This is a genomic window from Cyanobium sp. WKJ7-Wakatipu, from assembly GCF_024345355.1.
GTDB classification, from domain to species: Bacteria; Cyanobacteriota; Cyanobacteriia; order PCC-6307; family Cyanobiaceae; genus Cyanobium_A; species Cyanobium_A usitatum.
Map to the genome: position 1 here is coordinate 22,765 of NZ_JAGQAY010000006.1, position 25,741 is coordinate 48,505.

At 64.9% G+C, this 25,741-nt stretch carries 32 protein-coding genes; 8 read left to right on the top strand and 24 right to left on the bottom strand.

The features are described from left to right. The first annotated feature begins 68 nt into the window (after positions 1–68). On the top strand, positions 69–986 hold the full coding sequence (locus KBY83_RS05470) for a DUF1517 domain-containing protein (protein WP_255018727.1): 918 nt from the start codon (positions 69–71) through the stop codon (positions 984–986). Between the two features lie 106 nt (positions 987–1,092). Further along, positions 1,093–1,251 (top strand): hypothetical protein, encoded by a 159-nt coding sequence (locus KBY83_RS05475; RefSeq protein ID WP_254937779.1) that lies wholly within the window; start codon positions 1,093–1,095, stop codon positions 1,249–1,251. Here KBY83_RS05475 and larB read toward each other — a convergent pair. From larB to KBY83_RS05495, 4 genes are all read right to left on the bottom strand, one after another. Beyond that, the gene (gene larB / locus KBY83_RS05480) at positions 1,225–1,938 is read right to left on the bottom strand and encodes a nickel pincer cofactor biosynthesis protein LarB (RefSeq protein ID WP_255018650.1); all 714 of its coding nucleotides are present in this window, start codon (positions 1,936–1,938) and stop codon (positions 1,225–1,227) included. The genes KBY83_RS05475 and larB overlap by 27 nt on opposite strands. A 106-nt stretch (positions 1,939–2,044) precedes the next feature. Beyond that, a complete protein-coding gene (locus KBY83_RS05485; protein WP_255018728.1) occupies positions 2,045–2,437 on the bottom strand; it encodes a TIGR03792 family protein in 393 nt (130 codons plus the stop codon). Positions 2,438–2,493: 56 nt separating this feature from the next. Beyond that, entirely contained in the window at positions 2,494–2,979 is a 486-nt protein-coding gene (gene ispF, locus KBY83_RS05490) for a 2-C-methyl-D-erythritol 2,4-cyclodiphosphate synthase (RefSeq protein WP_106502222.1), read from the bottom strand. Positions 2,980–3,038: 59 nt separating this feature from the next. Then, entirely contained in the window at positions 3,039–3,458 is a 420-nt protein-coding gene (locus KBY83_RS05495) for an NfeD family protein (protein ID WP_255018651.1), read from the bottom strand. A 75-nt stretch (positions 3,459–3,533) separates the two neighbouring features. Here KBY83_RS05495 and KBY83_RS05500 point away from each other — a divergent pair, with 75 nt between their 5' ends. Then, positions 3,534–4,415 (top strand): SPFH domain-containing protein, encoded by an 882-nt coding sequence (locus KBY83_RS05500; RefSeq protein ID WP_106502220.1) that lies wholly within the window; start codon positions 3,534–3,536, stop codon positions 4,413–4,415. Here the strand turns inward: KBY83_RS05500 and KBY83_RS05505 are convergent. The 5 genes from KBY83_RS05505 to era are packed head-to-tail and all read right to left on the bottom strand — an operon-like array spanning position 4,406 to position 7,358. Next, a complete protein-coding gene (locus tag KBY83_RS05505; RefSeq protein ID WP_106502219.1) occupies positions 4,406–4,789 on the bottom strand; it encodes a heavy metal-binding domain-containing protein in 384 nt (127 codons plus the stop codon). The genes KBY83_RS05500 and KBY83_RS05505 overlap by 10 nt on opposite strands. 41 nt (positions 4,790–4,830) lie before the next feature. Continuing rightward, positions 4,831–5,532: a tRNA (guanosine(37)-N1)-methyltransferase TrmD gene (trmD, locus tag KBY83_RS05510; RefSeq protein WP_255018652.1), complete on the bottom strand. Its 702-nt coding sequence runs from the start codon at positions 5,530–5,532 to the stop codon at positions 4,831–4,833. A 4-nt stretch (positions 5,533–5,536) separates the two neighbouring features. Continuing rightward, entirely contained in the window at positions 5,537–6,040 is a 504-nt protein-coding gene (locus KBY83_RS05515; protein ID WP_255018653.1) for a phycobiliprotein lyase, read from the bottom strand. Between the two features lie 13 nt (positions 6,041–6,053). After that, complete coding sequence (locus tag KBY83_RS05520) at positions 6,054–6,392, bottom strand: hypothetical protein (protein ID WP_255018654.1); 339 nt, start codon at positions 6,390–6,392, stop codon at positions 6,054–6,056. A 36-nt stretch (positions 6,393–6,428) separates the two neighbouring features. Continuing rightward, positions 6,429–7,358, bottom strand: a complete 930-nt coding sequence (gene era, locus KBY83_RS05525) for a GTPase Era (RefSeq protein ID WP_106502215.1) — start codon at positions 7,356–7,358, stop codon at positions 6,429–6,431. An 87-nt stretch (positions 7,359–7,445) separates the two neighbouring features. Between era and KBY83_RS05530 the strand changes: the two genes are divergently transcribed. Continuing rightward, on the top strand, positions 7,446–7,964 hold the full coding sequence (locus KBY83_RS05530; protein WP_255018655.1) for a hypothetical protein: 519 nt from the start codon (positions 7,446–7,448) through the stop codon (positions 7,962–7,964). Positions 7,965–8,007: 43 nt separating this feature from the next. Beyond that, on the top strand, positions 8,008–9,561 hold the full coding sequence (locus KBY83_RS05535) for an alpha/beta fold hydrolase (protein ID WP_255018656.1): 1,554 nt from the start codon (positions 8,008–8,010) through the stop codon (positions 9,559–9,561). 43 nt (positions 9,562–9,604) lie between these two features. Here the strand turns inward: KBY83_RS05535 and KBY83_RS05540 are convergent, their stop codons facing one another. The 6 genes from KBY83_RS05540 to KBY83_RS05565 form a co-directional block, all read right to left on the bottom strand. After that, positions 9,605–10,342 carry a Bax inhibitor-1 family protein gene (locus tag KBY83_RS05540; RefSeq protein ID WP_106502211.1) on the bottom strand — a complete coding sequence of 246 codons (738 nt, stop codon included), beginning with the start codon at positions 10,340–10,342 and terminating at the stop codon, positions 9,605–9,607. A 124-nt stretch (positions 10,343–10,466) separates the two neighbouring features. Continuing rightward, a complete protein-coding gene (locus KBY83_RS05545; RefSeq protein WP_255018657.1) occupies positions 10,467–10,973 on the bottom strand; it encodes an aromatic acid exporter family protein in 507 nt (168 codons plus the stop codon). Further along, complete coding sequence (locus KBY83_RS05550; protein ID WP_255018658.1) at positions 10,970–12,001, bottom strand: PhoH family protein; 1,032 nt, start codon at positions 11,999–12,001, stop codon at positions 10,970–10,972. Before KBY83_RS05550 ends, KBY83_RS05545 begins: the two co-directional genes overlap by 4 nt. 11 nt (positions 12,002–12,012) lie before the next feature. After that, positions 12,013–12,462: a 30S ribosomal protein S16 gene (rpsP, locus tag KBY83_RS05555; protein WP_255018659.1), complete on the bottom strand. Its 450-nt coding sequence runs from the start codon at positions 12,460–12,462 to the stop codon at positions 12,013–12,015. 49 nt (positions 12,463–12,511) lie between these two features. Next, positions 12,512–13,975, bottom strand: a complete 1,464-nt coding sequence (gene ffh, locus KBY83_RS05560) for a signal recognition particle protein (RefSeq protein ID WP_255018660.1) — start codon at positions 13,973–13,975, stop codon at positions 12,512–12,514. Positions 13,976–14,050: 75 nt separating this feature from the next. Beyond that, positions 14,051–15,997, bottom strand: a complete 1,947-nt coding sequence (locus KBY83_RS05565; protein ID WP_255018661.1) for an IMS domain-containing protein — start codon at positions 15,995–15,997, stop codon at positions 14,051–14,053. 149 nt (positions 15,998–16,146) lie between these two features. Between KBY83_RS05565 and pdhA the strand changes: the two genes are divergently transcribed. After that, a complete protein-coding gene (gene pdhA / locus KBY83_RS05570) occupies positions 16,147–17,274 on the top strand; it encodes a pyruvate dehydrogenase (acetyl-transferring) E1 component subunit alpha (RefSeq protein ID WP_255018662.1) in 1,128 nt (375 codons plus the stop codon). Between the two features lie 25 nt (positions 17,275–17,299). Here the strand turns inward: pdhA and KBY83_RS05575 are convergent, their stop codons facing one another. Continuing rightward, entirely contained in the window at positions 17,300–18,226 is a 927-nt protein-coding gene (locus KBY83_RS05575; protein WP_254942150.1) for a sigma-70 family RNA polymerase sigma factor, read from the bottom strand. A 142-nt stretch (positions 18,227–18,368) separates the two neighbouring features. Further along, a complete protein-coding gene (locus tag KBY83_RS05580) occupies positions 18,369–19,922 on the bottom strand; it encodes an NAD(P)H-hydrate dehydratase (RefSeq protein ID WP_255018663.1) in 1,554 nt (517 codons plus the stop codon). A gap of 23 nt (positions 19,923–19,945) precedes the next feature. Between KBY83_RS05580 and mnmA the strand changes: the two genes are divergently transcribed. Continuing rightward, complete coding sequence (mnmA, locus tag KBY83_RS05585; protein ID WP_396093487.1) at positions 19,946–21,157, top strand: tRNA 2-thiouridine(34) synthase MnmA; 1,212 nt, start codon at positions 19,946–19,948, stop codon at positions 21,155–21,157. A 42-nt stretch (positions 21,158–21,199) separates the two neighbouring features. Here the strand turns inward: mnmA and KBY83_RS05590 are convergent, their stop codons facing one another. From KBY83_RS05590 to KBY83_RS05610, 5 genes are all read right to left on the bottom strand, one after another. Continuing rightward, the gene (locus tag KBY83_RS05590) at positions 21,200–21,445 is read right to left on the bottom strand and encodes a 2Fe-2S iron-sulfur cluster-binding protein (protein WP_254998400.1); all 246 of its coding nucleotides are present in this window, start codon (positions 21,443–21,445) and stop codon (positions 21,200–21,202) included. Then, the gene (locus KBY83_RS05595; RefSeq protein WP_255018729.1) at positions 21,446–22,936 is read right to left on the bottom strand and encodes a cobyric acid synthase; all 1,491 of its coding nucleotides are present in this window, start codon (positions 22,934–22,936) and stop codon (positions 21,446–21,448) included. It abuts the gene before it with no gap. Positions 22,937–22,959: 23 nt separating this feature from the next. After that, complete coding sequence (locus KBY83_RS05600) at positions 22,960–23,361, bottom strand: type II toxin-antitoxin system death-on-curing family toxin (protein WP_255018665.1); 402 nt, start codon at positions 23,359–23,361, stop codon at positions 22,960–22,962. Next, the gene (locus KBY83_RS05605; protein ID WP_255018666.1) at positions 23,358–23,546 is read right to left on the bottom strand and encodes an AbrB/MazE/SpoVT family DNA-binding domain-containing protein; all 189 of its coding nucleotides are present in this window, start codon (positions 23,544–23,546) and stop codon (positions 23,358–23,360) included. Before KBY83_RS05605 ends, KBY83_RS05600 begins: the two co-directional genes overlap by 4 nt. An 83-nt stretch (positions 23,547–23,629) precedes the next feature. Next, positions 23,630–24,025: an Npun_F0494 family protein gene (locus tag KBY83_RS05610; protein WP_255018667.1), complete on the bottom strand. Its 396-nt coding sequence runs from the start codon at positions 24,023–24,025 to the stop codon at positions 23,630–23,632. A 21-nt stretch (positions 24,026–24,046) separates the two neighbouring features. Here KBY83_RS05610 and KBY83_RS05615 point away from each other — a divergent pair, with 21 nt between their 5' ends. After that, positions 24,047–24,625 (top strand): nucleoside triphosphate pyrophosphatase, encoded by a 579-nt coding sequence (locus KBY83_RS05615; protein WP_106502201.1) that lies wholly within the window; start codon positions 24,047–24,049, stop codon positions 24,623–24,625. Here the strand turns inward: KBY83_RS05615 and KBY83_RS05620 are convergent. Next, positions 24,603–25,232, bottom strand: coding sequence for a YcgJ family protein (locus tag KBY83_RS05620; RefSeq protein ID WP_255018668.1), 630 nt, complete (start codon positions 25,230–25,232; stop codon positions 24,603–24,605). The genes KBY83_RS05615 and KBY83_RS05620 overlap by 23 nt on opposite strands. A 57-nt stretch (positions 25,233–25,289) precedes the next feature. Beyond that, a complete protein-coding gene (locus KBY83_RS05625; protein ID WP_255018669.1) occupies positions 25,290–25,583 on the bottom strand; it encodes a YcgJ family protein in 294 nt (97 codons plus the stop codon). Between the last annotated feature and the right edge of the window lie 158 nt (positions 25,584–25,741).

Genomic DNA, 25,741 nt, shown 5'->3' on the forward strand with positions numbered 1-25,741 from the left:
CTTTCAGCGCCTTGGCGCTTTCAACCCGTTTGATTTTGCGGCGCTGTTTCAGCTTGTTGGCCGTGCCGATGTTGGCCCTGAGCCTGTTGGTGGTGCACCCCAGCCCCAGCTGGGCCGCCAGTGGCGGCCGCATCGGTGGCGGCAGCTTCCGCTCGGCCCCCTCGATGCCGAGGAGCTATGGCGGTGGTGGCTACGGAGGTGGTGGTGGCTACAACAGCGGCTACCGCGGTGGCTACGGGGGAGGGGGGATCGGCTTTCCCTTCCTGATTCCAATGTTTGGTTTCGGTGGTGGCGGCCTGTTCGGTTTCCTTGTGCTGATGGCCGTGGGAGGTCTGTTGCTCAACGCGGTGCGAGGTGGCGGCGGTGGCGGCCAGGGGCCAGCAATTTCCGGCAGCCGCGGCGATCTGGTGGGCGGCGGCCGCCCCGATGGCCCCGTCACGATCAGCCAGCTGCAGGTTGGGCTGCTGGCATCGGCCCGCCAGCTTCAAACCGATCTGCGCCGTCTAGCTGGCAGCGCTGACACCAGCCATGCGGCGGGCCTCCAAGCCCTGCTTCAAGAGACCACCTTGGCTCTGCTTCGCCACCCAGACCTCTGGGTCTATGCCAATTCAGAGGTGGGTCAGGTGCCTTTTGCTAGTGCCGAATCCACCTTCAATCGCCTCTCGATGACGGAGCGCAGCAAGTTGCAGCGGGAGGTCACAACCAATGTGGGCGGCAAGCGCTTTAGCGATGACAGCGTGGCTGCGGGAGATAGCGATGCCAGTAGCGATTTCATTGCCGTCACCCTGCTGGTAGCAAGCCGCAGACGGCTTGCTCTCAAGGGTTCGGGCAGTGCGGACCAGGTGCGTGATTCGCTGCAGCAGCTCGGCGCCGTCGGTGCCGCTGATCTACTGGCGATCGAGGTGATTTGGCAGCCGGAAGGGGCCGGTGAAGTGCTGAGCACCGAAGAATTGCTGACGGCCTACCCCCAGCTCCAACACCTCTAGGACTGTTGTCCTGGTTCGAGTCCCAAACGGCGAGGGGAGATCGTTGCTTGTCCCCTTGCCCCTGCCTGGCTAGCTACCCACACTGCGCTGAGTGCCGGCTGGTTTGATGCTGCGTCGCTCGCCAACCTGGGTTAATACAGCGGTGCTGCTGCAGGCCATCGAGCGCTACGAGCAGGGACTCTTACCCCGCTCGATGCAGCTCTGGATCCAAGCGGTGCTCGAGATTGAGCAGCCAGGCTCAACTCCCCTGCGTCCAGGCTGCTGAGCGCCCGGGCCCGCAGCCCAGGATCCGCAGGGCTGCCATGGCGGCGCCATAACCGTTGTCGATGTTGACCACCGTGAGCCCGGGGGCGCAACTGGCCAACATGCCGTGTAGGGCGGCCACGCCACCGGCACTTACGCCGTAGCCCACCGCCACTGGCACTCCAATCACCGGCTGGGGCAGCAGCCCGGCCAGCACGGTGGGCAGGGCTCCCTCCATACCAGCGCAGGCGATCAGCACATCGGCATGACGCAGGTCTTCGAGGCGCTCCAGCAGCCGGTGCAGCCCCGCCACGCCCACATCCAGCACCAGTTCGGTGGCGATGCCATGGCAGGTCAGGGCCAGCTGGGCCTCGGCCGCCACCGGTAAATCGCTGGTGCCGCCGCTTAGCACCGCTACCCGACCAAGCCTTGATTCTGGTCTTGGTAGGAGCCCGGCGCTGAGACAGCGGGCCTGGGGATGGTGCTGCAGAAGCCAGGCCTCCCCTCGCTCCCGCCCTAGCAGTGCTGCCATCGCTTCAGCCTTCTCAGGGGAGACGCGGGTCACAAGCGCCAGCTCTCCTGCCCTATGCAGCTCCTCCAGGATCCGGGCTATCTGCTCGGCACTTTTGTGTTCGCCCCAGATCGCCTCCACCATCCCCAGCCGCTGGCGGCGGCCAAGGTCGAGCCGATGCTCCGGGCTGCCGTTCATAGCCGCTCCCACACCATCTCCACCAATACCGGTGTCACCCAGAGGCTGGCCCTCTCTTCGGCATGGCTGCCGAGCACGTAGGTGGCCTGGTCTGCGCTGATGCGGCTCATGCCGGCAGCAGCTCACCTTCAAACACCAGCGGGAAGGGGTTGCCTTGCGATTGGCCGGTGGCCGCCTGGGCCAGCTGCTCGAAGCGCTCCTGCACCGCCTGCACCGCTTGCGGCGGAATCGCCTTCCAGTGCTCCCGATCGACCCAGCGGATCAGCAGGGTGCCCTCCTCGGTGACGGGATCCCAGAGCAGCTGGCGATCGAGGAAGCCCTCCTGCTGGGCCAGCCATGGTTCCCAGCTGCCCCGTTCCGCCTCAAGCCAGGCCTGGCGGCCCTCGGCAGGCACCTTCAGGCGCAGGTGTTCCACCACCACCACGTCGTAGGAGCCATCGGGCTCGGTAAAGGCCGCGTGCACCGGGCTGGCTTGGCTGGAGAGCAGCACCAGGGTCATCCCTAGAAGCAATATTGATCTCACAAACTTAGAAAAGCTGGACTGCCAGAGGCGGCTCACGGTTTTTGCAGCAGGACCACGGCGTGGCAGGAGATGCCCTCTTCGCGGCCTTCAGGCCCCAGCTGCTCGTTGGTGGTGGCTTTGACACCCACCTGATCGGCTGTCAGCCCCATGCGGGAGGCGATTGCAGAACACATCGCGGCGATGTGGGGCTTGAGCTTGGGCCGCTCGGCCACTAGCACTGAATCCACATTCACCACGCTCCAACCCCGCTCCATCACCAGGGCCACCACCTGCTCCAGCAGCTCCAGGCTGTCGGCCCCCTGCCACTGCGGGTCGTCCGGCGGGAAATAGAGGCCGATGTCACCCAGGGAAAGGGCCCCCAGTAGGGCGTCCATGATTGCGTGCACCAGCACGTCGGCATCGCTGTGGCCATCAAGCCCCAGGCCGGCGGGATGCTCCAGGCGCTGGCCGCCCAGGATCAGCGCCCGACCGGGCACCAGCCGGTGGATGTCGTAGCCGTTGCCGATGCGCAGTTGCATGGAGTGGGGGTGCTTGGTCCCAGTCTCACCTAGGGCTGTATCTAAACCAAGACCCAATCTCACCCAGGCCCCAGCACCTGCAGCTGATTGCCTTCGCGGCCCAGCACGGTCACGACCGCACCCGGGCTGAGGGCTTGGCTGCTGCCCAGGTTGACGGCGCTCCAGCTTTGGCCGTGCCAGCGGACCCGACCCGTATCGCTGCCGTTGAAGCCACTCAGCACCGTGGCATTTTCCGCTGGCGGCAGGCTGCGGTGGCGCTGCCGTGCCGACCAGCGCCGCAGACCCAACACCCCCAGGCAGGTGAGGCCCGCCAGTAGCCCTAGCTGCAGCAGGGGCGGCAGGGGTAACAAGGCCGTCGCCACTGACAACACCAGAGCTACCACCGCCGCCGGCAGCAGGCCATCCACCTCAGCACCCGCCAGGGCAAGCAGCAGCAGGCCGGTGGCCAGCAGCAGCCAGAGGAGCGACACGGGAGCCATGGCGGCGCGACGGGCGTGGGTGGTTCAGCCCGCCCATGCTGACTAGCGTTGGCACCTCCTGCTCGGATTTCCGCCGTGGAAGCTCTGCTCTCCCTGCCCGCCTTGGTGCTGATGGCCCTGCTGGGCGTTAGCAGCGTCAAGGTCACCAGCGGCGGCCAGTCGCGCCTGGTGGAGCGCCTTGGCAAATACGACCGCCAGCTGCAGCCGGGCCTGTCCCTGGTGCTGCCGGTGCTCGAGAAGGTGGTGAGCCATGAATCACTTAAGGAGCGGGTGCTCGATATCCCGCCCCAGCAGTGCATCACCCGCGACAACGTCGGCATCGAGGTGGATGCGGTTGTTTATTGGCAGCTGCTGGAGCACGCCCGCGCCTACTACGCCGTCGACAACCTGCAGGCGGCCATGGTGAACCTGGTGCTGACCCAGATCCGCGCCGAGATGGGCAAGCTCGACCTCGACCAAACCTTCACTACCCGCCAAGAGGTGAATGAGGTGTTGATGAAGGAGCTGGATCAGGCCACCGATCCCTGGGGCGTGAAGGTGACGCGGGTGGAGCTACGCGATATCCAGCCCTCCCGGGGCGTGCAGCAGGCGATGGAGCAGCAGATGACGGCCGAGCGGGAGAAGCGGGCGGCGATCCTGCGTTCGGAAGGGGAGCGCGACTCCCAGGTGAATGCGGCCCGGGGCCGGGCGGAGGCCCTGCTGCTGGATGCCGAAGCCCAGGCCAAGCAGCAGACCCTGCTGGCCCAGGCCAGGGCCGATGCGGCCAGTCGGCTGGCGGAGGCGATGCAGGCCAACCCCCAGGCCGCCGAGGCGATGCGTTTGCTGCTGGCCGGAGACTGGATGGCCATGGGCGAGCAGATGGCCCATGCGCCTGGAGGCAGTGTGCTGATGGTGGATCCCCAGAGTCCGGCAGCCCTACTCACGGCGTTGCGGGGTCTGCAGCAGGGTCAGGGTTGAGGTGGCAGCGGCGGCGGTGGTAGGCCCCTATCCCCAGAAGCCCAATCCCCAGCAGCCTCGAGCCTTACGGCAGTGCCGATGGCGCAAGCCATCAACATTCCACCCGCCTGTCCCAGCACCTCGTAGTCCACCCGCACCCCCACAACCGCATCGGCTCCCAGCAATCGAGCGCGCCTGCCTAGTTCCTGCAGTGCCATCTCCCGGGCCCGCTCCAGAGTGACCTCATAGGACCTAGCCCGCCCGCCGATTAGGTCGCGGATTGAGGCCAGGATGTCGCGAAAGATATTGGCGCCCAAAATGGTTTCGCCGTGCACTAGGCCCAGGTAGTGCCGTATCGGCTGGCCTTCAAGGCTGGAGGTGGTGCTGAGCAGCATCGGTGTTAAGGCAACCGGAGGCTGAGCCCAGTTTGCTGTTTCTACTGCTGGAGTTGCTGCTGCGCCTGCCAGCGCCCGAATAAATCCGGCCGGCGTTCGGCGGTGCGCTGCTGCTGCTGCTCAAAGCGCCAGCGGGCGATGGCGCCATGGTCGCCGCTGCGCAGCACCGCCGGCACCTCCAGCTCCCGGAAGTTGGCGGGACGGGTGTAGTGGGGATGCTCGAGCAGTAGGGCGCTGTGGCTCTCCTCCTCGAGGCAGGCCTGGGTACCCACGGTGCCGGGCAGCAGCCGCACTACACCGTTGATGATCACCGCCGCCGGCAGCTCGCCGCCGGTGAGCACAAAGTCGCCGATCGACACCTCCTCATCAGCTAGGGAGCGGATGCGTTCATCGAATCCTTCGTAGTGGCCGCAGATCAGCACCAGCTGGTCGTAGCCGCTAGCCCAGCGGCGCAGATCACTCTGCTGCAGGGGCTTGCCCTGGGGGCTCATCAGCAGCACCCGCCGCCGCGGCAGCACCGGGATCGCCTCCACCGCCGCAAATACCGGCTCTGGTTTGAGCACCATGCCGGCGCCGCCGCCGTAGGGCTCGTCGTCGACTTTGCGGTATTTGTCGGTGGCGAAATCGCGGGGGTTGTGGGTGTGGAGCGCGGCGATGCCGGCAGCAAAGGCCCGGCCGATCACCCCCAGACCCAGCAGTGGCGCAAAGGCCTCCGGCGCCAGGCTCACCACATCGAGACGCATCAGCTCAGCTCGCGGGCACGCTGGGCCGGCGCACCCGGCGGATCTCGGAGCTGAAGCTGGCCCGGCCGGGGCTGCCATCAGCGCTGGTTTCCACTGTGGAGCGCAGCCTCAGATTGGGCTTGGTGAACCAGATTCGCTCGCGCACCTCCCGACCATCACCTGTGATCACCAGCTCCAGGCTGCCGTCGGGCCAGAGCTGCCAGCGGCCCTGCTGCTCGCCGCTGCGGAAGCCACCTTCGGCGTCGAAGTGCAGCTGCTGCTGGGCCACCGCATCTTTCTTGCCCACTTGCAGGCTGCCCGCCCCACCAGCTGTCTCGGCCTCGAGAAAGGCCACCACCAGCTCGCCGCGGTCGCTTGTGTGCCAGCCGTCGTCGTCGTCATCGCCGGCATCTACCTCGCCGAGGGCGAACTGGCTGCGCAGGCCCATCCATTCGCCGGCGCAGAGGCGTAGGAAGACTCCGATTTCTTCGGGAGGAAATGGGGCGGTGTTGGGTCTGGGCTCGCTCATGGGCGTGATTCTCTCAGCCGCCTGCCCCGCCGTCGCCCATCCAGATCACCTGGTGGCCCTGCTGCTTCAGTCCGTCACGCAATTGAGCAGCGTCGACGACTAATCCAGGTTTGCCGAGGGAGGTTTTGATCGCCACTTCCCAGAGGCTCACCACGCTGTACAGCATGGGTAAGCGGCGGTCCATGAGGGTGCCACGCAACGTTGCCGGTAGGCGCTCAGGGGCGATGGCCAGCCAGAGCAGCAGCTCGGCTTTGAGGTCGCAGTCCAGAACCTCAGACCCCTGAAGAAAGCCGAGCGCTTGCTCCACATACCGGGAGAGATTGGTTTTGGCGTCGTGGAGGTTCACTTGCATTGCTTCGGCTTAGCCGGTAAGGCGGCTAAGCAGGTGTTACTCCCCCCGGTAGCCCAGTTCGCTCAAGCGCGCGGCGCTGCGGCGCCAATTGGGCACCACCTTCACGAACAGCTCCAGATACACCGGCCCGTCGATCAATTTCTGCATCTGCTGGCGGGCGCCGCTGCCGATCTCCTTAAGCATGCGGCCCCCTTTGCCGATCAGGATCCCCTTCTGGCTGCTGCGCTCCACCAACACCGTGGCCAGCACGGCGGTGCGCGGCCCGTCGTCGACGATGCGCTCGATCTGCACCGCCACCGAGTGGGGAATCTCCTCGCGGGTCTGGTGCAACACCTGCTCGCGGATCAACTCCGCCAGCAGCAACTGCTCGGGCTGATCGCTCACCGCATCCGGTGGGTATAGGTGGGGACCCTCCGGTAGGTCGGCTGCCAGAGCTGCCACCAACTCGCTGGTACCCGCGCCGTTCAAGGCGCTCACCGGATGCAGGGGCCAGCCCGGCACCAGCTCGCGGTAGCTCTGGGCTAGCTCCTCGGTCCGGGCCGGATCCACCAGGTCATTTTTGTTGAGGGCTAGGTGTACCGGTGCGCTGCAGTGCTGCAACATCTCCACGATGAAGCCATCGCCCCGGCCAGCCGGCTCGCTGCCATCCACCAGCAGCAGCACCACATCCACTTCCCCGATGGCGCGGCGGGCGCTCTGTACCAGTCGCTCCCCCAGCAGGTGGTGGGGCTTGTGGATACCCGGCGTATCTAGCAGCACCAGCTGGGCTGTTTCGGTGGTGAGGATCGCCCGCAGCCGGTTGCGGGTGGTTTGGGCAACGGGCGAGGTGATCGCCACCTTTTCGCCCACCAGCTGGTTGAGCAGGGTGGATTTACCCACGTTTGGCCGGCCGATCAGCGCCACGAAGCCGGAGCGAAAGCCTTCAGGGCTCGTGGGCAGGGCCGGGATGGTCGTGGGAAACTCCATAACACCAGCCTGGCAGCCGGCAGGGCCAACCTTGCTGCCTCGGCAGAGTCCATAGGCTGGCTTTCTGGTTGTGCCCTATTCACCGCAATGACTGCTGCCGAACCAACTTTTCAGCAGGCCATGGAGATCACGGCCCAGTGGCTGGCGTTGTGGGAGCACGGCGAACTCAGTGATGAAGTACTTGCCGACCGGGTGGCTGAGCTGGTGGCTAGCCGCGATGGTGCCCGGGGCTTTTTTGTTGTGAGCCTGGCCGGCGACTGCCCGCTGATGGACCGCCTGCCCGAAACCCTGCTGCTGCAGCTGCGGCTGGCAGGCGAGGGCGTCGTCGATCTCTCGGCCCGCAACCTGGCCATGAGTACGGCGATGGCCCTGCACCATCAACGTGCTGGCGATTCCAGCCAGCAGGGGGCTTCGGAGCGGGTGCAAGCCCGCTGCACCGAACTGCTGCGGAGCCTTGAGCCTCAGGCCGTTAAGGAGCGGCTGGAAATCCTGCTGGCGGCTACCGCCGGGCAGGGAGAAGACGTCGCCTTTCTAGATCGCTGGGGCTACGACGCCGAGCAGCGGAGCTCGATCGCCGCCGCAGTCGAAGCTGTGGCTGAGGCTTGAAACGGGCCAAGATGACCTAACTGCCCCGCCGTCGCTTCTGCCCATGAATCGCCCCTTCAGATCCCGGGCTTTATCCATTCTGGCCACGGGAATCGGTGCCGCCGCCTTGCTGGGACCGGCGCCGGCCAGGGCGATTGAAACCATCAATTTGCGGCTGCCTCTGCTTGAGACAGACTTCAGCATCAGGGTCGCTGAACTGCGCAGTCCGGAAGCATTGATTTCCGGCGACAGCGATCTGGCCGAGCTCGACCGTGCCACCCGAGGCGAGATTGGCCGCAGGCTCAAGGCTGTGGTGAACTCAAACCTGCCTTTTGAGGCCAAGGCGGTTATTCGCAAGGCCCAGGGTTCACCGCTGCTTGATCAGGTGCTGCTGTTGGTGGGGGCCCTAGGCGATATCGATGGCTTGCCTGATCCGCTCGATCCGGCTCAGTTTGAGCAAGCCATGGAGCGGTCTGCCGCCAAGGGGGGCATCACCCTGCTGGATGTGATCGAGCAGCTACCAGGCCAGAGCGTCACGGTGGAGCTGGGCCGGTTGGGATTTTCAATTCAGCGGTTTCGAGACCAACGCCGCTCAGCTGAAAAGCTGATTGCCTCCATCCCGGCTGTGGGCAGTGCTGGACCACTGCAGGAGGCAGGGCCCCTTTCTGTTGCCCGCCAGGAATTAAAAATCGTCGTTGGCCATCGCCCGGAGCCGTTGGCTCTGGTGGTGCTCGAGCCAACCGGATCTGGAGCGGCGCCAAATCGACTGGTGGTGATTTCCCACGGGCTTTGGGATGACCCCAGCAACTTCGAGGGCTGGGCAGCCCACCTGGCTAGCCATGGCTACACCGTGGTGCTGCCCCGCCACCCAGGCAGCGATCAAAGCCAGCAGCGAGCCATGCTGGCCGGCAAGCAGCCGCCTCCTAGTCCGTCTGAGCTGGCTCTGCGGCCAAAAGATGTGTCGGCCGTGATCGATGCCGCCGCCCAGGGGCGGCTCGCCTTGCGCCGACCGGTGAACACCCAGGCGGTGCTGGTGGCAGGCCATTCCTGGGGGGCGACCACTGCGTTGCAGCTGGCTGGGGCCCGGCCCATCACTACCAAACTTCAGCAGCTTTGCGATGAGGTGCGCGACCCCTCCCGCAATCTCAGCTGGATATTGCAGTGCAACTTCGTTGGTTCGGCGGATAGTGCCGCTCTGGTAGACACCCGGGTGGCTGCTGCCATTGCGGTAAGTCCGCCGATGCGCTTGCTATTTGATGTCGATTCCGCCGGCAGCATGAAGGCGAAGGTGCTGGTGATCAGCGGTAGCCGCGACTGGGTGGTTCCGCCCGGGCCCGAGGCGATCGAGCCCATGGCCAGGGCCACCCGGGGCGGCGCCAGTGGCCATCGCCTGGTGCTGGCTGAGAACGCCGATCACTTCAATTTGCGTTCGCCCAGGGGCGAGTCCGGGGGCCCCCTTCGGGCTCTGATGTTGGCTTGGTTTAACTCTGCTGCCCGCTTAAGCCCAGGTAACCCGCCTGAATTGCCGCTTGCTGGTTGGGGCAGCGCAACCCATCCGCTGCGGGACGTGACATCGGCGTTGCCCAAGCCACCGCCCAAGCCACAGGCTCAGCCATAAAAAAAGCGCCCCTTTGGGGGCGCTGAAGTTGCTGGATTGAAGCTCAGTCGCGGCGGCCGCCGCCCTGGAGGGCAATGATCAGGCGCAGGATGAAGATGAATAGGTTGATGTAGGTGAGATACATCCCCAAGGCGCCGGCCAGATATTGGTCGTCGCTGTAGGTGCGAGGCATCGTGTAGAAGTCGACGAAGGCTGCGCCTACGAACAGCACCGTGCCGAAACCTGCAATCAGCAGCTCGAAGGTGCCGCCGCTGAAAACGCCTGGGGCAAAAATGCCACCGATGATCTGCACGACCATGGCGATCAGCAGGCCGAGGATGCCCAGACCCACTACGCCGCTCAGGGCTTGGCCGATGTTGTCGCTCATGCGGCGACCCACCACTGAGGCCACCACAAAAGTGATGCCCGTAGCAAGGGTGGCTGTGCCGATGGCGCCTACACCAGCGGCACTTACGGCGTAGGCAACGATGCCACTGAGGGTGAAGCCGGTGATCAGGCTGTAGGCCGTAAGCAGCGGCAGGGCAGTGTTGTTGTTGCCCTTCAGGGCCACATTCTGGGCCACGAAGAACAGGATGAAGTTGCCGATCAGGGCCACCCAGAACAGGGGCATGAACAGGGCTGGGCTGCTGGCCATCAGGGCCAGGCCTCCCATCACCCCACCGGCGGTGAGCACCATGCCGCCGCCCACATAGGGCAGGGCCTTGTTGACCACATTGGGGCCCACTAGGGCGCTTGATTGGGCCTCACGAATGGCCTGTTGAAAATTGCTGCTGGCCGGCATGGCGCACCAGTGGTTTCGAAGTTTCTATATCCTGCCAGTGATGTGCAGGCAACGGGAGGCCCTGCTGGCTGCCGTTGGTGCGGATCTCCCTATCGGTATTGGGCTCAGGTTTGGCGCCTGGGCTTCAGGAATCGCCACCGACCTGGTTGTTTGAGCTAGGCCAGAGCCCCGCCGCGAGCACCGCAACGCCGGTGCCGATGAATGATTCAGCCAAGCGCAGCAGGGCATTTAGCCCCGGACTCAGCTTAGGATCCAGGCTGCCGGTGACCATCACAACGATCACGGTGATCGCTGCGAGGCGGCCATGGCTGGGCACATTGATCGCTGCGCAGAGCGCAACTGTGGCGAAGATTGCCACGGCCATGCCCAGGGGGTGAAAGGGAAGCAGCGTCAGGTAGATGGCACTGGTGCCGGCGCCTATGGCTGAACCCAAAATTCGCAGCGAGGCTGAGGAGGTTGTCTCCCTGCGGGTGGCCTGGGTTACCACGATCGCAGAGATCGCCGACCAAAGCCCGCCGATCTTGGGTAAGTAGCCCGGGAACAGATTTGTGAACCAGTAGCCGAGCATGTAAGCCACCAAAGCCGCTATGGCGATTTCGGCGGGGATGCGCAGGCGCTCTGCCTTGTTCATGGTTCAGGCTCACTGCACGGGCTATCGAATCGCCTTTTAACGGCAGGCGCCAGCTTGGTGGCATCGCGATCGGCATAGGCCTCCACCAGCCGCTGCACTAGCGGGTGGCGCACCACGTCAGCCGCGGTGAGCTCGCAGATCGCCACCCCCTCCACTCCCTGCAGCACCTGGGCAGCTTCCTGCAGGCCGCTCTTTACCCCATAGGGCAGGTCCACCTGGGTGGGATCACCAGTTACCACCATGCGGGAGTGTTCCCCCAGCCTGGTAAGCACCATCCGCATCTGGGCGGTGGTGGTGTTTTGGGCTTCGTCGAGGATCACAAAGGCGTCGGCCAGGGTGCGGCCGCGCATGTAAGCAAGAGGGGCCACTTCAATCACCCCTTTTTCCAGCAGGGCACCGGTGCGCTCGGTGCCAAGCAGGGCGTGCAGGGCGTCGTAGAGGGGGCGCAGGTAGGGATCAACTTTCTGCTGCAGATCGCCCGGTAAAAACCCGAGCCGTTCGCCCGCCTCAACCGCCGGGCGAGTGAGCACCAACCGCTCGACCTTGCGCTCGGTGAGCATGCGCACCGCCTGAACGGCGGCCAGAAAGGTTTTGCCAGTGCCCGCCGGGCCGAGGGCAATGGTGAGGTCGTGGCGCTCCATAGCTTCCACATAGGACTGCTGGCGCAGGGTGCGCGGGCGCAGCAATTTGCCACTCTGGCTGCGGGCCAGCACTTGGCGCCCCATTTGCTGATGCTCCGCGCTCCTGCCGGTGTCGAGGGCCTGCATTGCTACCCGCACATCCACTTGGGTGATGGCTTGGCCTTCCTGCCACAGGGGGCGAAGCAATTCCACCAACGCCGCAGCTCTCTCCATCTGGCTAGGAGGTGCCTGAATGACCAAATCCAGCCCCCGCAGCACTAGCGAAGCTCCGGTGAGGGCTTCGAGTTGGTGCAGGGTGGATGATTCGGCGTCACCTGCCAGGGCTAGAGCCGCGGCAGGATTGGGCAGGGGAATGGCAAAGCTTGTGGCCCCCTTTGGCTCTGCCATGGGGCGAAAGCTCAAGCTTCGGCGGTAGCTGCGGCTTCCGTAGTTGCTTCGTCGGCACTGGCGGCTTCAGCAGCAGCAGCAGCTTCGGCAGCTGCTTTGGCTTCGGCGGCAGCAGCAGCTTCGGCAGCCTTGGCCTCAGCTGCTTCCTTGGCAGCCTGCTTGGCTGCAGCTTCGCGGGCATCAGCCTGCTTCTGCTTGCCAACAACCTCGGCGGGGCGCACTGTCTTCTCGATCAGACCACCCTTCTCCAGCAAGGAACGCACCGTGTCGGTGGGTTGGGCCCCCTGGCCCAGGCGAGTGCGGATCGCTTCGGTGTCGAGACGGGTCTCTTTGGTACGGGGGTTGTAGAAGCCCAGCTCCTCAAGCGGACGTCCGTCGCGGCGAGAGGTGCTGTTAGTGGCCACAAGGCGGAAACTCGCTTCCCGCTTCTTTCCAAACCGCTTCAGGCGGAGCTTGATCATCGTGGCCTTGCGCTAGGTGTCCAAACAAGCAATGTACCCCGTCGGGTGCTCATAGCTGGCCGAATCCCTTGCGCTTCTTGGCGGGCTTGGCAACTCTTTGCCCCGCCCCACCGCCACCGCCAACGCCACCGCCACCCATGGGGCCAGGCATTCCAGGCATCCCTGGCATTCCAGGCATACCCCCCATCCCTGGCATGCCGGGCATGCCGCCGCCGCGGGTCATCTGCTGCATGAAGCCGCGCATCTTCTGGAAATCGGCCAGCACCTTGTCCACCTCGGCCGAGCTGTGGCCGCAGCCAGAGGCGATGCGGCGCCTTCTTGAGGGTTGGGAGGCCAGCAGCTCCGGTTGCTGGCGCTCGATCTCTGTCATTGAGCCAATCATCGCCTCGATCTTCTTGAGCTGCACCTCGCCTTGCTTGAGCATGCCGTCGTCAATTTTGTTCATGCCCGGGATCAGCTTCATCAGCCCGCCCAGGGAGCCCATGCGCCGGATCATGCGCATCTGCTGGAGAAAGTCGGAGAAGTCGAAACTGGCTTCCTGGAGTTTTTGCTGCATGCGGGCCACGTCGGCCAGCTCCACCTCCTTAGTGGCCTTCTCCACCAGGGTGAGCACGTCGCCCATGCCGAGGATGCGGCTTGCCATCCGCTCGGGATGGAAGGGCTGGAGAGCCTCTACCTTCTCGCCGGTGCCGATGAACTTGATCGGCGCACCGCTCACCTTGCGGATCGAAAGGGCCGCACCGCCGCGGGAGTCGCCGTCGAGCTTGGTGAGCACGGCTCCTGTGATGCCAACCTGCTCGTGGAATGCCCGGGTGAGATCGGCGGCCTCCTGGCCGATCATCGAATCCACCACCAGCAGCACCTCGTCGGGCTGCACGGCCTGACGGATCCGCACCATCTCCTCCATCATCGACGTGTCGATTTGGAGTCGGCCGGCGGTGTCTACCAGCACCGTGTCGAAGCCCTCCTCGCGGGCCTTGGCGATGCCGGCGGCGGCGATGTCCTCGGGCTTGGCTTCGGTGCCAAGGCTGAATACCTCCACGCCGATTTGGGCGCCCAGGGTTTTTAGCTGCTCAATGGCGGCAGGTCGGTAGACGTCTGCTCCCACCAGCAGGGCCTTGCGCCCCTGTTCCTTGAGGTGCAGGCCGAGCTTGGCGGTGGCGGTGGTTTTGCCGGCGCCCTGCAGGCCGGCCATCAGCACCACCGAGGGCGCGCCGGGTTTGCCTCCTGCGGCCAGGGGGGCGTTCTCGCCTCCCATGGTTTCAACCAGCTGCTCGTGCACCAGCTGGATAAATTTCTGATCCGGGCTAACGCCCCGGACCACCTCGGCGCCCACGGCCTTGCGGCGCACCTCCTCGACGAAGTCCTGAACCACTGGCAGGCTCACATCCGCCTCCAGCAGGGCTCGACGCACCTGCTTGAGCGCGCCTTCCACGTTGGTTTCCGTGATCGAGGCCTGCCCTCTCAGGCTCTTAACCGCCTCTTCAAATCGCTGGGAAAGCTCGTCAAACATCGCGGTGCCACTCCGGGGCCAGGGGTTGGGGCCTGAGCCCCATATTCAAACGATCGTAAAAACCAGTCCGGCTGGTCAGGGAGCTTTCTGGAAGCTCACCAGGCGCCAGATACCTCCGTCGCGGCCAAACACATAGAGGTTGCGAAGCTCCATCTTGCTGGGCTCGCCTTGAGGATCCCCCTTGGAGTTGAGCCGCTGATCGGTGTAGCTCAGCCCCACCGTGGCGGCGATGCGGTTGGCGTCTCGCTCGTTGATCACCAGATTGGTGATGTCGGTGCTGATGGTCTGGGTTTCGCCGCGGGCCTGGTCGGCGTCGCGCTCCGATCCGAGTCGATCCAGCTGGCTTGGCCGGGCCAGCACCTCCAGGGGAATGCGACTGTCTTTGCCTGCCAGGATTGCGGCCTTGGCGTCGAGCCATGCTTCGAGCAGGGCCTGCACCTGGGCTTCACTCGGCGCTTCCTCCCGCAGGGGCAGGCTGGGCTCGGCGGCAGGGGTGGCCTTAACGGGAGGGGTGGGCTTGATGGGAACAGCTGGTGGGGCGACCGGTTGCACCGCGATGGGAGTGCGGCCCGGGCCGGGGGCGGGAGAGCGCAGCCTCACAAACGAGGCGATGGCAAGCAGTGCCACCCCGGCTGCCACGGCTACTCCGGTAGTTGTGCGGCGCGACGGCCACTTCCACTGCCGCTGCCACTGCCAGTGGGGCATGCGCTCCATCCAGGAGGCGGGACCATGGCTGTCCCAGGCTTCCCGCAGGCTCTCTAGCCAAGACGTCCCGTCCCAGTCCCACTGCTCGTCTTCGTCTTCCTGTTCCGGGAAGCCGCCGCTGGGGCTGGCTGGGGCTGCGCTAACCGGGGCTGAGCCCATGTCCCAGCCAAAGGCGCTTTCGGTGGTAGCTGGCAATCGCGCTGAGGGGCTGTCGTGCTGCTCGACATAGGCCTGTACATCGCGGTCGGCGAAGTAGGCCTCCAGATCCGGATCAGCCTCCAGATCGCGGTAGCCGGGCAACACATCACGCGCCAGCCAGTCGCGGCAGTAGGCGCAAAGTTGTGCTAAGGAGTCACTGCTTTGCTGCTCGGCCCAGCGCTTCAGTTCGGGGGTTGCTCCCTGCTCGAAGGCGCTGCTGGCTTTTTCCACCTGCCCAAGCAGCAGATGCAGGCAGGCCAGCAGCGGTTGCAGTCCGTCTTGACCGCTGGCCTCCAGCCGCTCGCGGGCCGCGGCGATGCGCTCGGGCTTGCGTTGGGCAAAGCCGGAGGCGGTGAGGGCGGTGCTCGCCAAAAAATCTGCAGCCGCAGAGGCTTCTGCCCAGCGACTGAATAAATCCACCTGCTCCTGCACTGTCAGGAAGGCACGGATCTGCTTAAAAAAGGCCTGAAATTCTTCTGGGCCCATGCTCGGGTCACCGAAACCCTCCAGTCCGCCCCGGCGGGCCACTAGCTCTTCAAGCAGGTTCAGACCCTCGGCCCTTTCCGCTTGAGCCGTGAGGTTGCGGCTGAGTAGGTCCAGCACTCGGTAGGGCCGCAAACCATCGAGCTCGTCGCTGAGTTGCTGGCGAATGGCTGGTAACTGGCCCATCCGCTGCAGCAGGTGCTGGCCCTGCCGCAGGGTCTGGGCGGCGGCCTCGTAGCGCCGTTGCTGGCGCAGGTCGACGGCGGCCGCCAGGCAGGCGAGGCCAGCTAGCAGGGCAAGGTCGGCCTCGCGAGTGCTCCCAAGCGCTGGCGTCTGAGGTGGCTGCAGGGCTCGGCAGGCGAGCTCGAAGCTTTCGAAGGCCTGACCCGCTTCGAGCAACAGCAGCAGGCCGCCCACCTCCTTGCTGGTGGACACATCAAGGGCGGGCATCAGCGCTGGCGCGCTGCCGGCCAGCGCCGTCAGACCGGATTCGTAGGCTTGGCGCCGGCTGCTGTCGCTGAGTAGGTCGGCGCTGGCTCGCAGTAGTTCTTCACGGGCTAGCAGGGTTTCCTGGGTAAATCCCTTATCTGGCGCCCGGTCGACGCGTTGCTGCAGGGTCCGCAATAGGGACTGCAAGTCCGTGGTCGGGTTGACTCCGAGCAACCGGAAATGATCGATCGGCAGTTCCAATCCATGCCTTCCACTGGTGGCTGACTGTAGGCAGGGTCAGCGGTTGTGGCACAAATTGTCAGCTCCTGCGGGAACAGACCTCGTACAGTTGGGCAATGACGCAGGCGGACATGGGCCACGACATTGCGGCGGCACCTGGATCAGCCTCCGGAGCACCGACCTGTTCAGCCGACGTCACCAGTTTGGTGGGGGCTCACGCTGAGCGCCTCGAGAACCTTTACCCATCCGTGCCTGCCACGGTGAATCGCGACGAGGGCTTGATGCTCTATCGCGACATGACCCTGGGCCGGCGTTTTGAGGACAAGTGCGCGGAGATGTACTACCGCGGCAAAATGTTTGGCTTTGTGCACCTCTACAACGGCCAGGAGGCCGTGAGCACGGGCGTGATCAAGGCGATGAAGCTGCAGCACGATTGGTTTTGCAGCACCTACCGCGACCACGTCCATGCCCTGAGCTGCGGCGTGCCGGCCCGCGAGGTGATGAGCGAGCTATTCGGCAAGGAAACCGGCTGCAGCAAGGGTCGTGGCGGCTCTATGCACCTTTTTTCCAAAGAGCATCACCTGCTCGGTGGCTACGCCTTCATCGGTGAAGGGATTCCCGTGGCCTTGGGGGCTGCCTTCACTAGCCGCTACAAGCGCGATGCCTTAGGCGATGCCGGTAGCGACTCTGTTACTGCCGCCTTCTTCGGCGACGGAACCTGCAACATCGGTCAATTTTATGAATGCCTAAACATGGCGGCGCTTTGGAAGCTGCCGATCCTGTTTGTGGTGGAGAACAACAAGTGGGCCATCGGTATGGACCACAACCGTGCCACCAGCGATCCGGAGATCTGGCGTAAGGCCGCTGCCTTTGGCATGGCTGGTGAGGAGGTGGATGGCATGGACGTGCTGGCGGTGCGTGCCGCCGCCCAGCGCGCCGTTGAGAGGGCCCGGGCCGGAGAGGGACCCACCCTGCTGGAGTGCCTCACCTATCGCTTCCGCGGCCACTCCCTGGCTGACCCCGACGAGTTGCGCGAAGAGGCTGAAAAGGAGTTTTGGGCCAAGCGAGATCCGATCAAATCCCTTGCCAGCCGCTTGATCGAGCAGGGCTTGACTACGGCCGAGGAGCTCAAGTCGATCGAGAAGGAGATCGATGCCGAAGTGGCAGATTGCGTCGAATTCGCCCTGGCGGCTCCCGAACCCAAGCCGGAAGAGCTCACTCGCTACATCTGGGCGGAAGACTGATACCCGTGCCCTAAAGCCCCGTGCCCTAAAGCGTCGTGGGGGTGCGGCGGGTGAGATTGCGCAGCTTGCGTAGAGCTTTGAGTTCTACCTGGCGCACCCGCTCCCGGGACACATCGAGCCGCCGGCCGATCTCCGCCAGGGTTTGACGCTCCTCTCCTTCCAGCCCGAAGCGCAGTTGCAGCACCTGGCGCTCCTGGTCGCTCAAATGGCTCAGCCAGCGCCCTAGCTGCTCTTGATGGATGCCGCGCTCCACCCGGTCGAGGGGCTCCTCCTCGGAGGAATCGGCGATCAGATCGCCCAGGAAGCTGCGGCCTTCATCACCGTTTACTGGCGCATCCAGGCTCGAGGTTGTGAGGGACTGGCGCAACAGGCCATCAAGCTCTTCGATCGGCATGGCCATGGCCTCGGCGATCTCCTGGCGGCTGGGCATGGCGCCGAGCTTGTGGGCAAGGTCGAGGCTCACCTTGCGAATGGCGGTGAGGCGCTCGCTGAGATGCACCGGCAGTCGAATCGTGCGCGACTGGCAAGCGATCGCTCGGGTCATGCTCTGGCGAATCCACCAGAAGGCATAGGTCGAAAACTTATAACCACGGGTGGGATCAAATTTCTCAACAGCCCGCTCCAGTCCCAGTGAACCTTCCTGGATCAAGTCGAGCAGCTCCAGACCCTTGCCTTGATATTTTTTGGCAACACTTACGACTAAGCGCAAATTGGCCTTCATCATGCGCTGCTTAGAGCGCTTGCCGATGCGCAGCAATTTCTTTTCCAGGTCGCTGAGCTCCCGATCTCCCTCCTCCGTGAGGCGCATCATTGTTTGCACCTGATTGCCGAGTTCGATCTCTTCAGCTGGCGTCAACAGGGGCTCCCGCCCGATCGTGGCCAGGTACCAGGTAATCGGGTCGCTACTTCTACGGCGGCTGCTTTCGCTGACCCTCGTCGGGGATGAGGTCATTGGTACGCCTATCGAAGGAGTTGACTATCGAGGCAAATTCGTCTCTATGAGGGTGTTTTCAGCAACCCTTTAGCTTTCACTTGCAAAACAACACAGAAGCAGCCCTGTCCTGGTCTGACATTTACTGATTTCCGTGTTGTGATCAACACAGCTGAGCCAGGTTTTCTGCCACCTGCATTGGTGTGAAACCGCTCTCGGAGTTTTCCCCCCGTCGCCCAGCCTGGGCGTGGGCCAGTGCTGCCGCGGCGAGCCAAGCGGCGTCGGCGTTGCCGCTGGCGGCCAGGGCCATCGCTCCCAGGCCGGCGGCGTAGCCGGCCAGCACGTCTCCGAGTCCTGTTCTGGCACTACCGGGGCTGGCTTCGAGCAATTGCCAGCGGCGACCATCCGGGGCCGCCACGATGCTGCGGGCCCCTTTGAGCAATACGCAGGCCCCACTGCTCATGGCCGCCTGGGCGGCCGCCTCCAGGGCGGTGCTGCCGGCGAGCTCGGGAAAGAGGCGGGCGAATTCGCCGGGGTGGGGGGTAATCCAGGTAGGCCCCTGTCGCTGCTGGAGCCAGCGGCTTGCCTGCAGACCGAGCCCTTGACTCACTTGCCCCGCCAGGCGGTTGAGGCCGTCTGCATCAAGCACCAGCAGCCCTCGCCAGCTCAGCAGCTCACTCCAACTCGGCGGATTGGGCCAGCAGTTGGCCTCGCCCAGGCCGGGCCCGACCAGCAGGGCATCCAGCCGCTGGGGATCGAGTTCGGCCGGGGGATCGAGGCACACCACTACCTGTGGGTGCTGCTGCCAGATGGTGCCGGCCAGGGCCTCCGGCAGGGCGGCCCGGACACTGCCGCAGCCGCTGCTGCTGGCGCCGGCCAGGGCCAGGCTGGCGGCACCCCGATAGGTATCGCTGCCCGCCACCACCAGCAGTCGGCCGCGCTGATATTTCGATGCCGCCGGGTTGAATTTGGGTTTAGGCCTTGCCGCCAGATCCCGCTCCGCCAGAGCCAGGGGCACTTTGAGGGGAAGCTCCTGCAGCAGCGATGGCGGCAGGCCCAGGTCGACCCAGTGCAGCGACCCCACAGCCTCTAGGGCCGCGTCTTGAACCAGGCCAGTCTTGATGAGGCCGATTGCATAGGTGCTGATGGCCTGGGCCGTGTATGAGCCGGTGGCCTGGCCGCTGTCGGCGCAGAGGCCCGTGGGTACATCAATCGCCACTAGCCCATGTGGCCGCTGGCGCTGGCGCTGGTGCAGCAGGGCTTCGATCGCCTCTCCAGGTGCTCGCCGCTGGCCGATGCCCAGCAGGGCATCGATCCAGAGGGCGGCACCGCTGGGATCGGGGCTTGACTCCAGCCGGGGAATGCCAAGCCACAGGGCGTGGCGTAGGTGGGCGGCACTGAGCGGCTTGTGGCGCCCAAACGGGCTCCAGATGGCCGTTGAGATGCCAGCCAGGTGCAGTTCCCGGGCGATCACCAGCCCATCCCCGCCGTTGTGGCCTGGCCCCACCAGCACCAGCGCCCCATGGCGCCCCAGCCGCTCGCCGTGCTGCTCCAGCAGCAGCCGACTCACCGCCAGGGCGGCCTTCTCCATCAGGGCTTCCACCGGCAGGCCGCTGGCGAAGAGTTGCTCCTCCAGCGCTGCCATCTGGGCGCTGTTGACCAGCAGGTGGCTGCTATTGCGTTCCGGCCAAGGGGCTACTGCGGACGGCTCTCCCAACCCCTTTAAGGCATCTGGGTTTCATGATGGGAGTACTCCCGCCAGCTGTCTGCCCTTTGCCTGCTCCAGTGGCTTCTTCTGCTTTTGTTCCGCCTGCCTCTACGCCCGCTGGCCAGGCCGCTTTAGAGCGGCTGCGGGCCTGGCCCGGGGAGCATCGCGTTGCGGTGGGCCTCTCAGGCGGCGTTGACAGCTCCTTGACGGCAGCCCTGCTGGTGGAGGCGGGCTGGGAGGTGGAGGGCCTCACCTTGTGGCTGATGAGTGGCAAGGGTGCCTGCTGCGCCGAGGGCCTGGTGGATGCCGCCGGCATCTGCGAGCAACTAGGGGTGCCCCACCACGTGGTGGATTTTCGCGAGCACTTCCAGGCCCAGATCGTTGATTTTCTGGTGCAGGGTTATCAGGCAGGCGTTACGCCGCTGCCTTGCTCTCGCTGCAATCGGGAGGTGAAATTTGGGCCGATGCTCCAGTGGGCTGAAAGCGAGCGGAGCATCGGCCGGCTCGCCACGGGCCATTACGCCCGGGTGCGCCATGGCGCCAGCAGCGACAACGGCCGTCACCAGTTGTTGCGCGGCTTAGATGGCCAGAAGGATCAGAGCTACTTCCTCTACGACCTACCCCAGGAGGCCCTGGGCCGGTTGGTGTTTCCCCTCGGCGAGCTCACCAAGGCCGACACGCGGCTGGAGGCGGAGCGCCATGGGCTGCGTACGGCCCAGAAGCCCGAGAGCCAGGACCTCTGCCTGGCTGATCACCACGGCTCGATGAAGGCCTTTCTTGATGCCTACCTGCCGCCGCGCCAGGGACAGATCGTGCTTACCGATGGCACGGTGGTGGGCGAGCACGACGGCATTGAGCATTTCACGATCGGCCAGCGCAAGGGCCTGGGGGTGGCCTGGAGCGAGCCACTGCATGTGGTGCGCCTTGATGGGGCGATGAACCAGGTGGTGGTGGCTCCCCGCGCTGGGGCGGCCCGGGGCGAAGCGTTAGTGGGGGCGGTGAATTGGGTGTCGATCGAGCCACCTACGGCGCCCATGGAGCTGGAGGTGCAGGTGCGTTACCGCAGTGCACCCGAGCCGGCCCGACTGATTCCCTTGCCCGCCACCGACGCCGATAGCGCAGCCCTGCGGCCCCACCGGGTGCGGTTGGAGTTTGCCGAGGAGCAGTTTTCGATCACGCCTGGTCAGGCGGCGGTGTTCTACGCCGGTGAGGTGCTGCTCGGTGGAGGCCTGATTCAGTCCTGAGCCCAGGCAGTCCTGAGCTCAGTCAGTCCTGTGCCCAGGTAGTCACCAGTAGGGGTCGCTGGCTAGCTCCACCGTTAGCGAGCCTGAGCGGCTGGCGGGCACCGTGGCAATGCAGGCCCGCACCACCTGGCCGTTTACTTCGATCTCGCAGGCGCCGCAACTGCCGCCCAGGCAGCCCGTGGGGATCAGAAAGCCTGCGGCCTGGGCTGCCACCAGCCAGTCACACCCGGCGTTGCAGCTGCTGGTGTGGCCGTTGGGCCAGTGGATGCTGGTGGCGGAGGCGGCCATTTAGGGGCTCAGCAGGGGGGTGAGGTTCACGTGGGCCTCAAAGGCATCAGCGAGTCGCTCTAGGAGGGCGTCTCGCTGCCGGCTGTGGTGGGGCGGGTTCTCCGGCAGGGCAGCCAGGCCGCGACGCTGGCGAAGTTTGTTGAGCCAAAGGCGCCGCCAGGGCCCGCTTTCGAATACCCCATGCAGGTAGGTGCCAGCCACCAGACCACCCGCTTCGCCAAAGCTGCACCAATGGCCAAGTTCGGGATCGATGGCAAGGGGCTGCAGGGGGCCGGCAGTTTCGATGGGGCTGCTGAGGCCGCGATGCAGTTCGAATCCCTCCAGGCTCAAGCCCTCGCCGGGCCAGCGGGCCGTGCTTTGGCGCTGGCGCAGGGCCTTGCGGCCGCCGAAGCGGGTGCGTAGCGGCAGCAGATCCAGGCCGGCTACTACTTGCCCGGCGGCGCAATCACCGCCCTCAAGGCCCTGCGGATCCAGTAGCTCCCGGCCCAGAAGCTGTAAGCCGCCGCAAATACCAAACACCTGCCCCCCGCCGGCGACGTAGCTGTGCAGCTCCTGCCCCAGCCCAGCTCGCTGCAGGGCCGCCAGATCCCTCAGGGTCTGCTTGCTGCCCGGCACGATTACCGCATCGGGGCGCCCTAATGGTTCCCCCGGCGTCAGCCAGCGCAGCTGCACGCTTGGTTCGGCCTCGAGGGGATCGAGGTCTGAGAAATTGCTCAGTGATGGCAGGCGCAGCACGGCGATCTCCAGATCGGCGCCGCTTTTGCGGCCGCGGCGCTCCAGCAGATCGAGGGAGTCTTCTGGCGGAAATAGCTCGTCGAGCCAGGGCATCACGCCCAGCACGGGGATGCCGGTGTGGGCCTCCAACCAGCGCCGCCCCTCGTCAAACAGCTCACGCCGGCCGCGGAAGCGGTTGATCAGCAGGCCGCGGATTAGGGGCCGCTCCACCGGCCGCAGCAGCGCCAAGGTGCCCACCAATTGGGCAAAAACGCCACCGCGCTCGATGTCGGCCACGAGGATGCAGCGGGCCCGCAGAAATTGGGCTAGGCGCAAATTTGTGAGGTCGCGGGATTGCAGGTTTACCTCCACCGGGCTGCCCGCTCCCTCCAGCACTAGGCGCCCCCCCGGATGGGCCGCCTGCAGCTCGCTCAGGCCGGCGCGAATGGCCGCCCAGCCTGGCCGGAACCAGTCGCGGTAGTAGTGCTCGGCGCGGGCCAGCCCCACCGACTGGCCCAGATGGATCAGCTCGCTGGTGGAGTCGCCCTGGGGCTTGAGCAGCACCGGATTCATGCTGTGGTGTGGTTCGAGTCCGGCGGCCCAGGCCTGCAGCGCCTGGGAGTAGGCCATTTCGCCGCCGTCCTGATCAACCCAGGCGTTGTTGCTCATGTTCTGCCCCTTGAAGGGCAGGGGCGTTTCGCCGCGACGGCGCAGCACCCGGCAGAGGGCAGCGGTCATCAGCGACTTGCCAGCCCCGCTACTGGTGCCAAGCACCATCAGGGGCCGGGGAGGGAGCTGGCTCATTCGTTGGCCCGGCTGTGGTCTACAAACCACCGTTCCAGTTCCGACCAGGGAAGGTCGCCTGCCGCAAGCCGTTGAATCGTCAAAACAACACTCTCATTGCTGGCTTGAAAGCTGAAGCTATTTAGGCCCAGGAACACAACGGCCACGAGAAACCCACTCCGTTTGTTCCCATCGCTGAAGGGGTGGGCGCGCACAAGCGCCTCGGCGTAGGCAGCGGCCAGTTGGGGGATTGTGGTCAACTCTGCGTAGGCCCAGCGCTGCCTAGGCCTGGCCAGGGCAGATGCCATAGCTGTCTCGCTGCGAATGCCCCGAAGTCCACCATGCTCCAGGGTCTGCTGGTGGTGGATGGCCTTCACCGCTACGTCAGGCACCCATCGTGGTTCCTGGATGTTGCTCAATGGGCCAATTCACGCAGGGCTGGTTGGAACTGGCGCGCCGCATCTGTTGCGAGTGCCAGCGCTTCCTGCACGGTGGGATCGAAGGGGGAGAGCAGGATGCCGTGCTCTGTTTCGATCGCCTGCACGCGGTCTCCCGGAGCTAGGTGAAACCGGCGGGCCATCTCCGAGGGGATCGTGGCGCTCACAGAGCCGCCAGCCTGGCGAAGCGTGACTTCTGCTGGCATCACCCTATAGCAAGTAGCACTTCAATGCTACGAGCTGCTGCCGTTCACAGCCTGGGCCGGTGGCGGCGCAACAAGTGGAGCAGGCGATCCAGCCCACTGGCGCCTGGAATCTCCCCAGGCCATTGGGCCAGCAGCTCCCGTCCCATGGGCGTGAGCCGCACCCGCTCGGTGAGGCCCTGGCCATCCACTTCCCGCCGCAGCACCCCCAGTTGGATCAGCCAGATCCAGTGGGCTTCAACCCGATCGGCCGTCGGTGCTCCCTGGCAAAGGCTCTGGAGGTCGTTCCGGCGGCAGAGCTCGCCGCCGCTGAGAGCCCGATCGCTCACCTCCACGTAAAACGCCCGCCTAAATGGCAGGCAGCGCATTGCCTGGCTGGCCCTGGACAGGGAGCGTTTGTTTTGAAGCAGGTGGTCGATCGCGGCGGCTTCCCGGTGTTGCATAGAAGGATTCTCCCTGACCCCATGCTCGTGCTCGCCTCCGCTTCCCCAGCTCGCCGGCGCCTGCTGGAGCAAGCCGGCATCGCTCACCAGGTGCAGGTGAGTGGCGTTGATGAGGAGTCGATCAGCGATCCCGATCCCGCCCAGCTAGTGCAGCGGCTGGCCCGGGCCAAAGCCGAAGCGGTGGCACAACAACTGCCCCAGGGCTGCAGGGTGCTTGGCTGCGATTCGCTGCTGGTTTTCAACGGTGAGGTGTATGGCAAGCCCGCTGACGCTGGCGAAGCTCGGCAGCGCTGGTTGCAGATGGCAGGCGGCTGGGGTGAGTTGATCACCGGTCATTGCCTCCTGCCTTGCAATCAAGAAGCAGCTGATGGCGGGCCCCTGTTGGCCGCGGTAGTGACCCGCGTGCAGTTCGCTCTACTCAGCTCGGCGGAGATCGACGCCTATGTAGCCAGTGGCGAACCCCTCCAATGTGCCGGTGGCTTTGCCTTGGAGGGGCGTGGAGGGCTGCTGGTGGAGCGGATTGAAGGTTGCTTCAGCAACGTGATCGGCCTGAGCCTGCCGTTGCTGAGGCGATGGCTCAAGGCCCCATCAAGTTGTTGAGCAGCTGGCCGAAGCTATTGCCGTTACTGGGGGCAGCATTGGGTGTCACGGTGAGTACCCGATCAGACCAGGTGAAGCTGACACTGCGGCCCTGGTCATTGACATTGACTGGCCAGGAGTTGCCCTTGACATCGCTGAGCTGGTAGCCGCCGCCCCTGGGCTTGCTAACGCTGTAAACGTTGCCGTCTTGAAGACTCACCTCTAGGAGTCGTCCTTTGCCAGTGCGGTTTTCCCGCAGTTCACAGTTGCCGTTGTACAGGGATTTAAACCAGCGGGTCATGCGGCATTGGGCCGCTCGGGTCTGGGTGCTGGCACTGCCAGCGCCAGTCCCATTTGCACTTCCGAATAGTTGGTTGGAGAGAGCAACATTCACCTGCTGACGGTTCCAGCCATCGCTCCAGCAGGTGCGAGCGTTGAGATCACAGGCGCTGCCGTTGCTGAGCCGAAATTGACGTGGCGGTGCTTGGCCGGCCAGGTTGCGCAGGGCGGTTTGCTCGGCAAAGGATCCGAAGTACTCCCTCGTCAGTCCCAGGGATAGGCCGGACTGGTCGTAGCAGACAGGACTGCTGACGGGGTCGCAGACGATTCCGGCACGGGGGGTTTGCAAACCCTGGAGACCGCCGCCGGATTGATTTGCTGTTGTTGGGAGTGAGCCGAATAGTTGCTAGGTGAGGTTGGGAGCCATTTGGGCCCTCTGCCAGCCATCACTCCAGCAGGTGGCCGCTCGCGAGTCGCAAACAGCTCCGTTGCTCAGTCGGAAGTCATTGGCTTGGGGGCGGTTGCCTAGCTCGGAGCTAAGACGGTTGGCAGCGATGCTGCCGAAGTAGGTCTGGGTCAGGCCGATGGAAGGTCCTTGCTTGTCGTAGCAGGTGGGTCCAGCTTGGTCGCAGATCACACCTGCAGCAGGAGAGGTGATAGCTCCTTGGGCCTGGGCTGGCTGGGCCAGTAAAGGAACCATATTCAGACCAGTTGCCAGCAGAACAGCCTCCAATAGCCGTGATCTTGAGCTCAGGTTTTGAACTGAATGGCGGGCCATTAACAAAGGTCTTATTTCTCCGAAACCTAGGTAGATAGGGGCGGGGCGGCAACAAAAAAGCCCCCGCTCGAAAGCGGGGG

Bases quoted from the DNA above. Each gene is read 5' to 3' on its own strand.
- KBY83_RS05470 (WP_255018727.1), top strand. From the start codon at position 69: ATGTTGGCCCTGAGCCTGTTGGTGGTGCACCCCAGCCCCAGCTGGGCC.
- KBY83_RS05475 (WP_254937779.1), top strand. From the start codon at position 1,093: ATGCTGCGTCGCTCGCCAACCTGGGTTAATACAGCGGTGCTGCTGCAG.
- larB (WP_255018650.1), bottom strand. From the start codon at position 1,938: ATGAACGGCAGCCCGGAGCATCGGCTCGACCTTGGCCGCCGCCAGCGG.
- KBY83_RS05485 (WP_255018728.1), bottom strand. From the start codon at position 2,437: ATGACCCTGGTGCTGCTCTCCAGCCAAGCCAGCCCGGTGCACGCGGCC.
- ispF (WP_106502222.1), bottom strand. From the start codon at position 2,979: ATGCAACTGCGCATCGGCAACGGCTACGACATCCACCGGCTGGTGCCC.
- KBY83_RS05495 (WP_255018651.1), bottom strand. From the start codon at position 3,458: ATGGCTCCCGTGTCGCTCCTCTGGCTGCTGCTGGCCACCGGCCTGCTG.
- KBY83_RS05505 (WP_106502219.1), bottom strand. From the start codon at position 4,789: ATGCTGCTCAGCACCACCTCCAGCCTTGAAGGCCAGCCGATACGGCAC.
- trmD (WP_255018652.1), bottom strand. From the start codon at position 5,532: ATGCGTCTCGATGTGGTGAGCCTGGCGCCGGAGGCCTTTGCGCCACTG.
- KBY83_RS05515 (WP_255018653.1), bottom strand. From the start codon at position 6,040: ATGAGCGAGCCCAGACCCAACACCGCCCCATTTCCTCCCGAAGAAATC.
- KBY83_RS05520 (WP_255018654.1), bottom strand. From the start codon at position 6,392: ATGCAAGTGAACCTCCACGACGCCAAAACCAATCTCTCCCGGTATGTG.
- era (WP_106502215.1), bottom strand. From the start codon at position 7,358: ATGGAGTTTCCCACGACCATCCCGGCCCTGCCCACGAGCCCTGAAGGC.
- KBY83_RS05530 (WP_255018655.1), top strand. From the start codon at position 7,446: ATGACTGCTGCCGAACCAACTTTTCAGCAGGCCATGGAGATCACGGCC.
- KBY83_RS05535 (WP_255018656.1), top strand. From the start codon at position 8,008: ATGAATCGCCCCTTCAGATCCCGGGCTTTATCCATTCTGGCCACGGGA.
- KBY83_RS05540 (WP_106502211.1), bottom strand. From the start codon at position 10,342: ATGCCGGCCAGCAGCAATTTTCAACAGGCCATTCGTGAGGCCCAATCA.
- KBY83_RS05545 (WP_255018657.1), bottom strand. From the start codon at position 10,973: ATGAACAAGGCAGAGCGCCTGCGCATCCCCGCCGAAATCGCCATAGCG.
- KBY83_RS05550 (WP_255018658.1), bottom strand. From the start codon at position 12,001: ATGGCAGAGCCAAAGGGGGCCACAAGCTTTGCCATTCCCCTGCCCAAT.
- rpsP (WP_255018659.1), bottom strand. From the start codon at position 12,462: ATGATCAAGCTCCGCCTGAAGCGGTTTGGAAAGAAGCGGGAAGCGAGT.
- ffh (WP_255018660.1), bottom strand. From the start codon at position 13,975: ATGTTTGACGAGCTTTCCCAGCGATTTGAAGAGGCGGTTAAGAGCCTG.
- pdhA (WP_255018662.1), top strand. From the start codon at position 16,147: ATGACGCAGGCGGACATGGGCCACGACATTGCGGCGGCACCTGGATCA.
- KBY83_RS05575 (WP_254942150.1), bottom strand. From the start codon at position 18,226: ATGACCTCATCCCCGACGAGGGTCAGCGAAAGCAGCCGCCGTAGAAGT.
- mnmA (WP_396093487.1), top strand. From the start codon at position 19,946: ATGATGGGAGTACTCCCGCCAGCTGTCTGCCCTTTGCCTGCTCCAGTG.
- KBY83_RS05590 (WP_254998400.1), bottom strand. From the start codon at position 21,445: ATGGCCGCCTCCGCCACCAGCATCCACTGGCCCAACGGCCACACCAGC.
- KBY83_RS05595 (WP_255018729.1), bottom strand. From the start codon at position 22,936: ATGGTGCTTGGCACCAGTAGCGGGGCTGGCAAGTCGCTGATGACCGCT.
- KBY83_RS05610 (WP_255018667.1), bottom strand. From the start codon at position 24,025: ATGCAACACCGGGAAGCCGCCGCGATCGACCACCTGCTTCAAAACAAA.
- KBY83_RS05615 (WP_106502201.1), top strand. From the start codon at position 24,047: ATGCTCGTGCTCGCCTCCGCTTCCCCAGCTCGCCGGCGCCTGCTGGAG.
- KBY83_RS05625 (WP_255018669.1), bottom strand. From the start codon at position 25,583: ATGGTTCCTTTACTGGCCCAGCCAGCCCAGGCCCAAGGAGCTATCACC.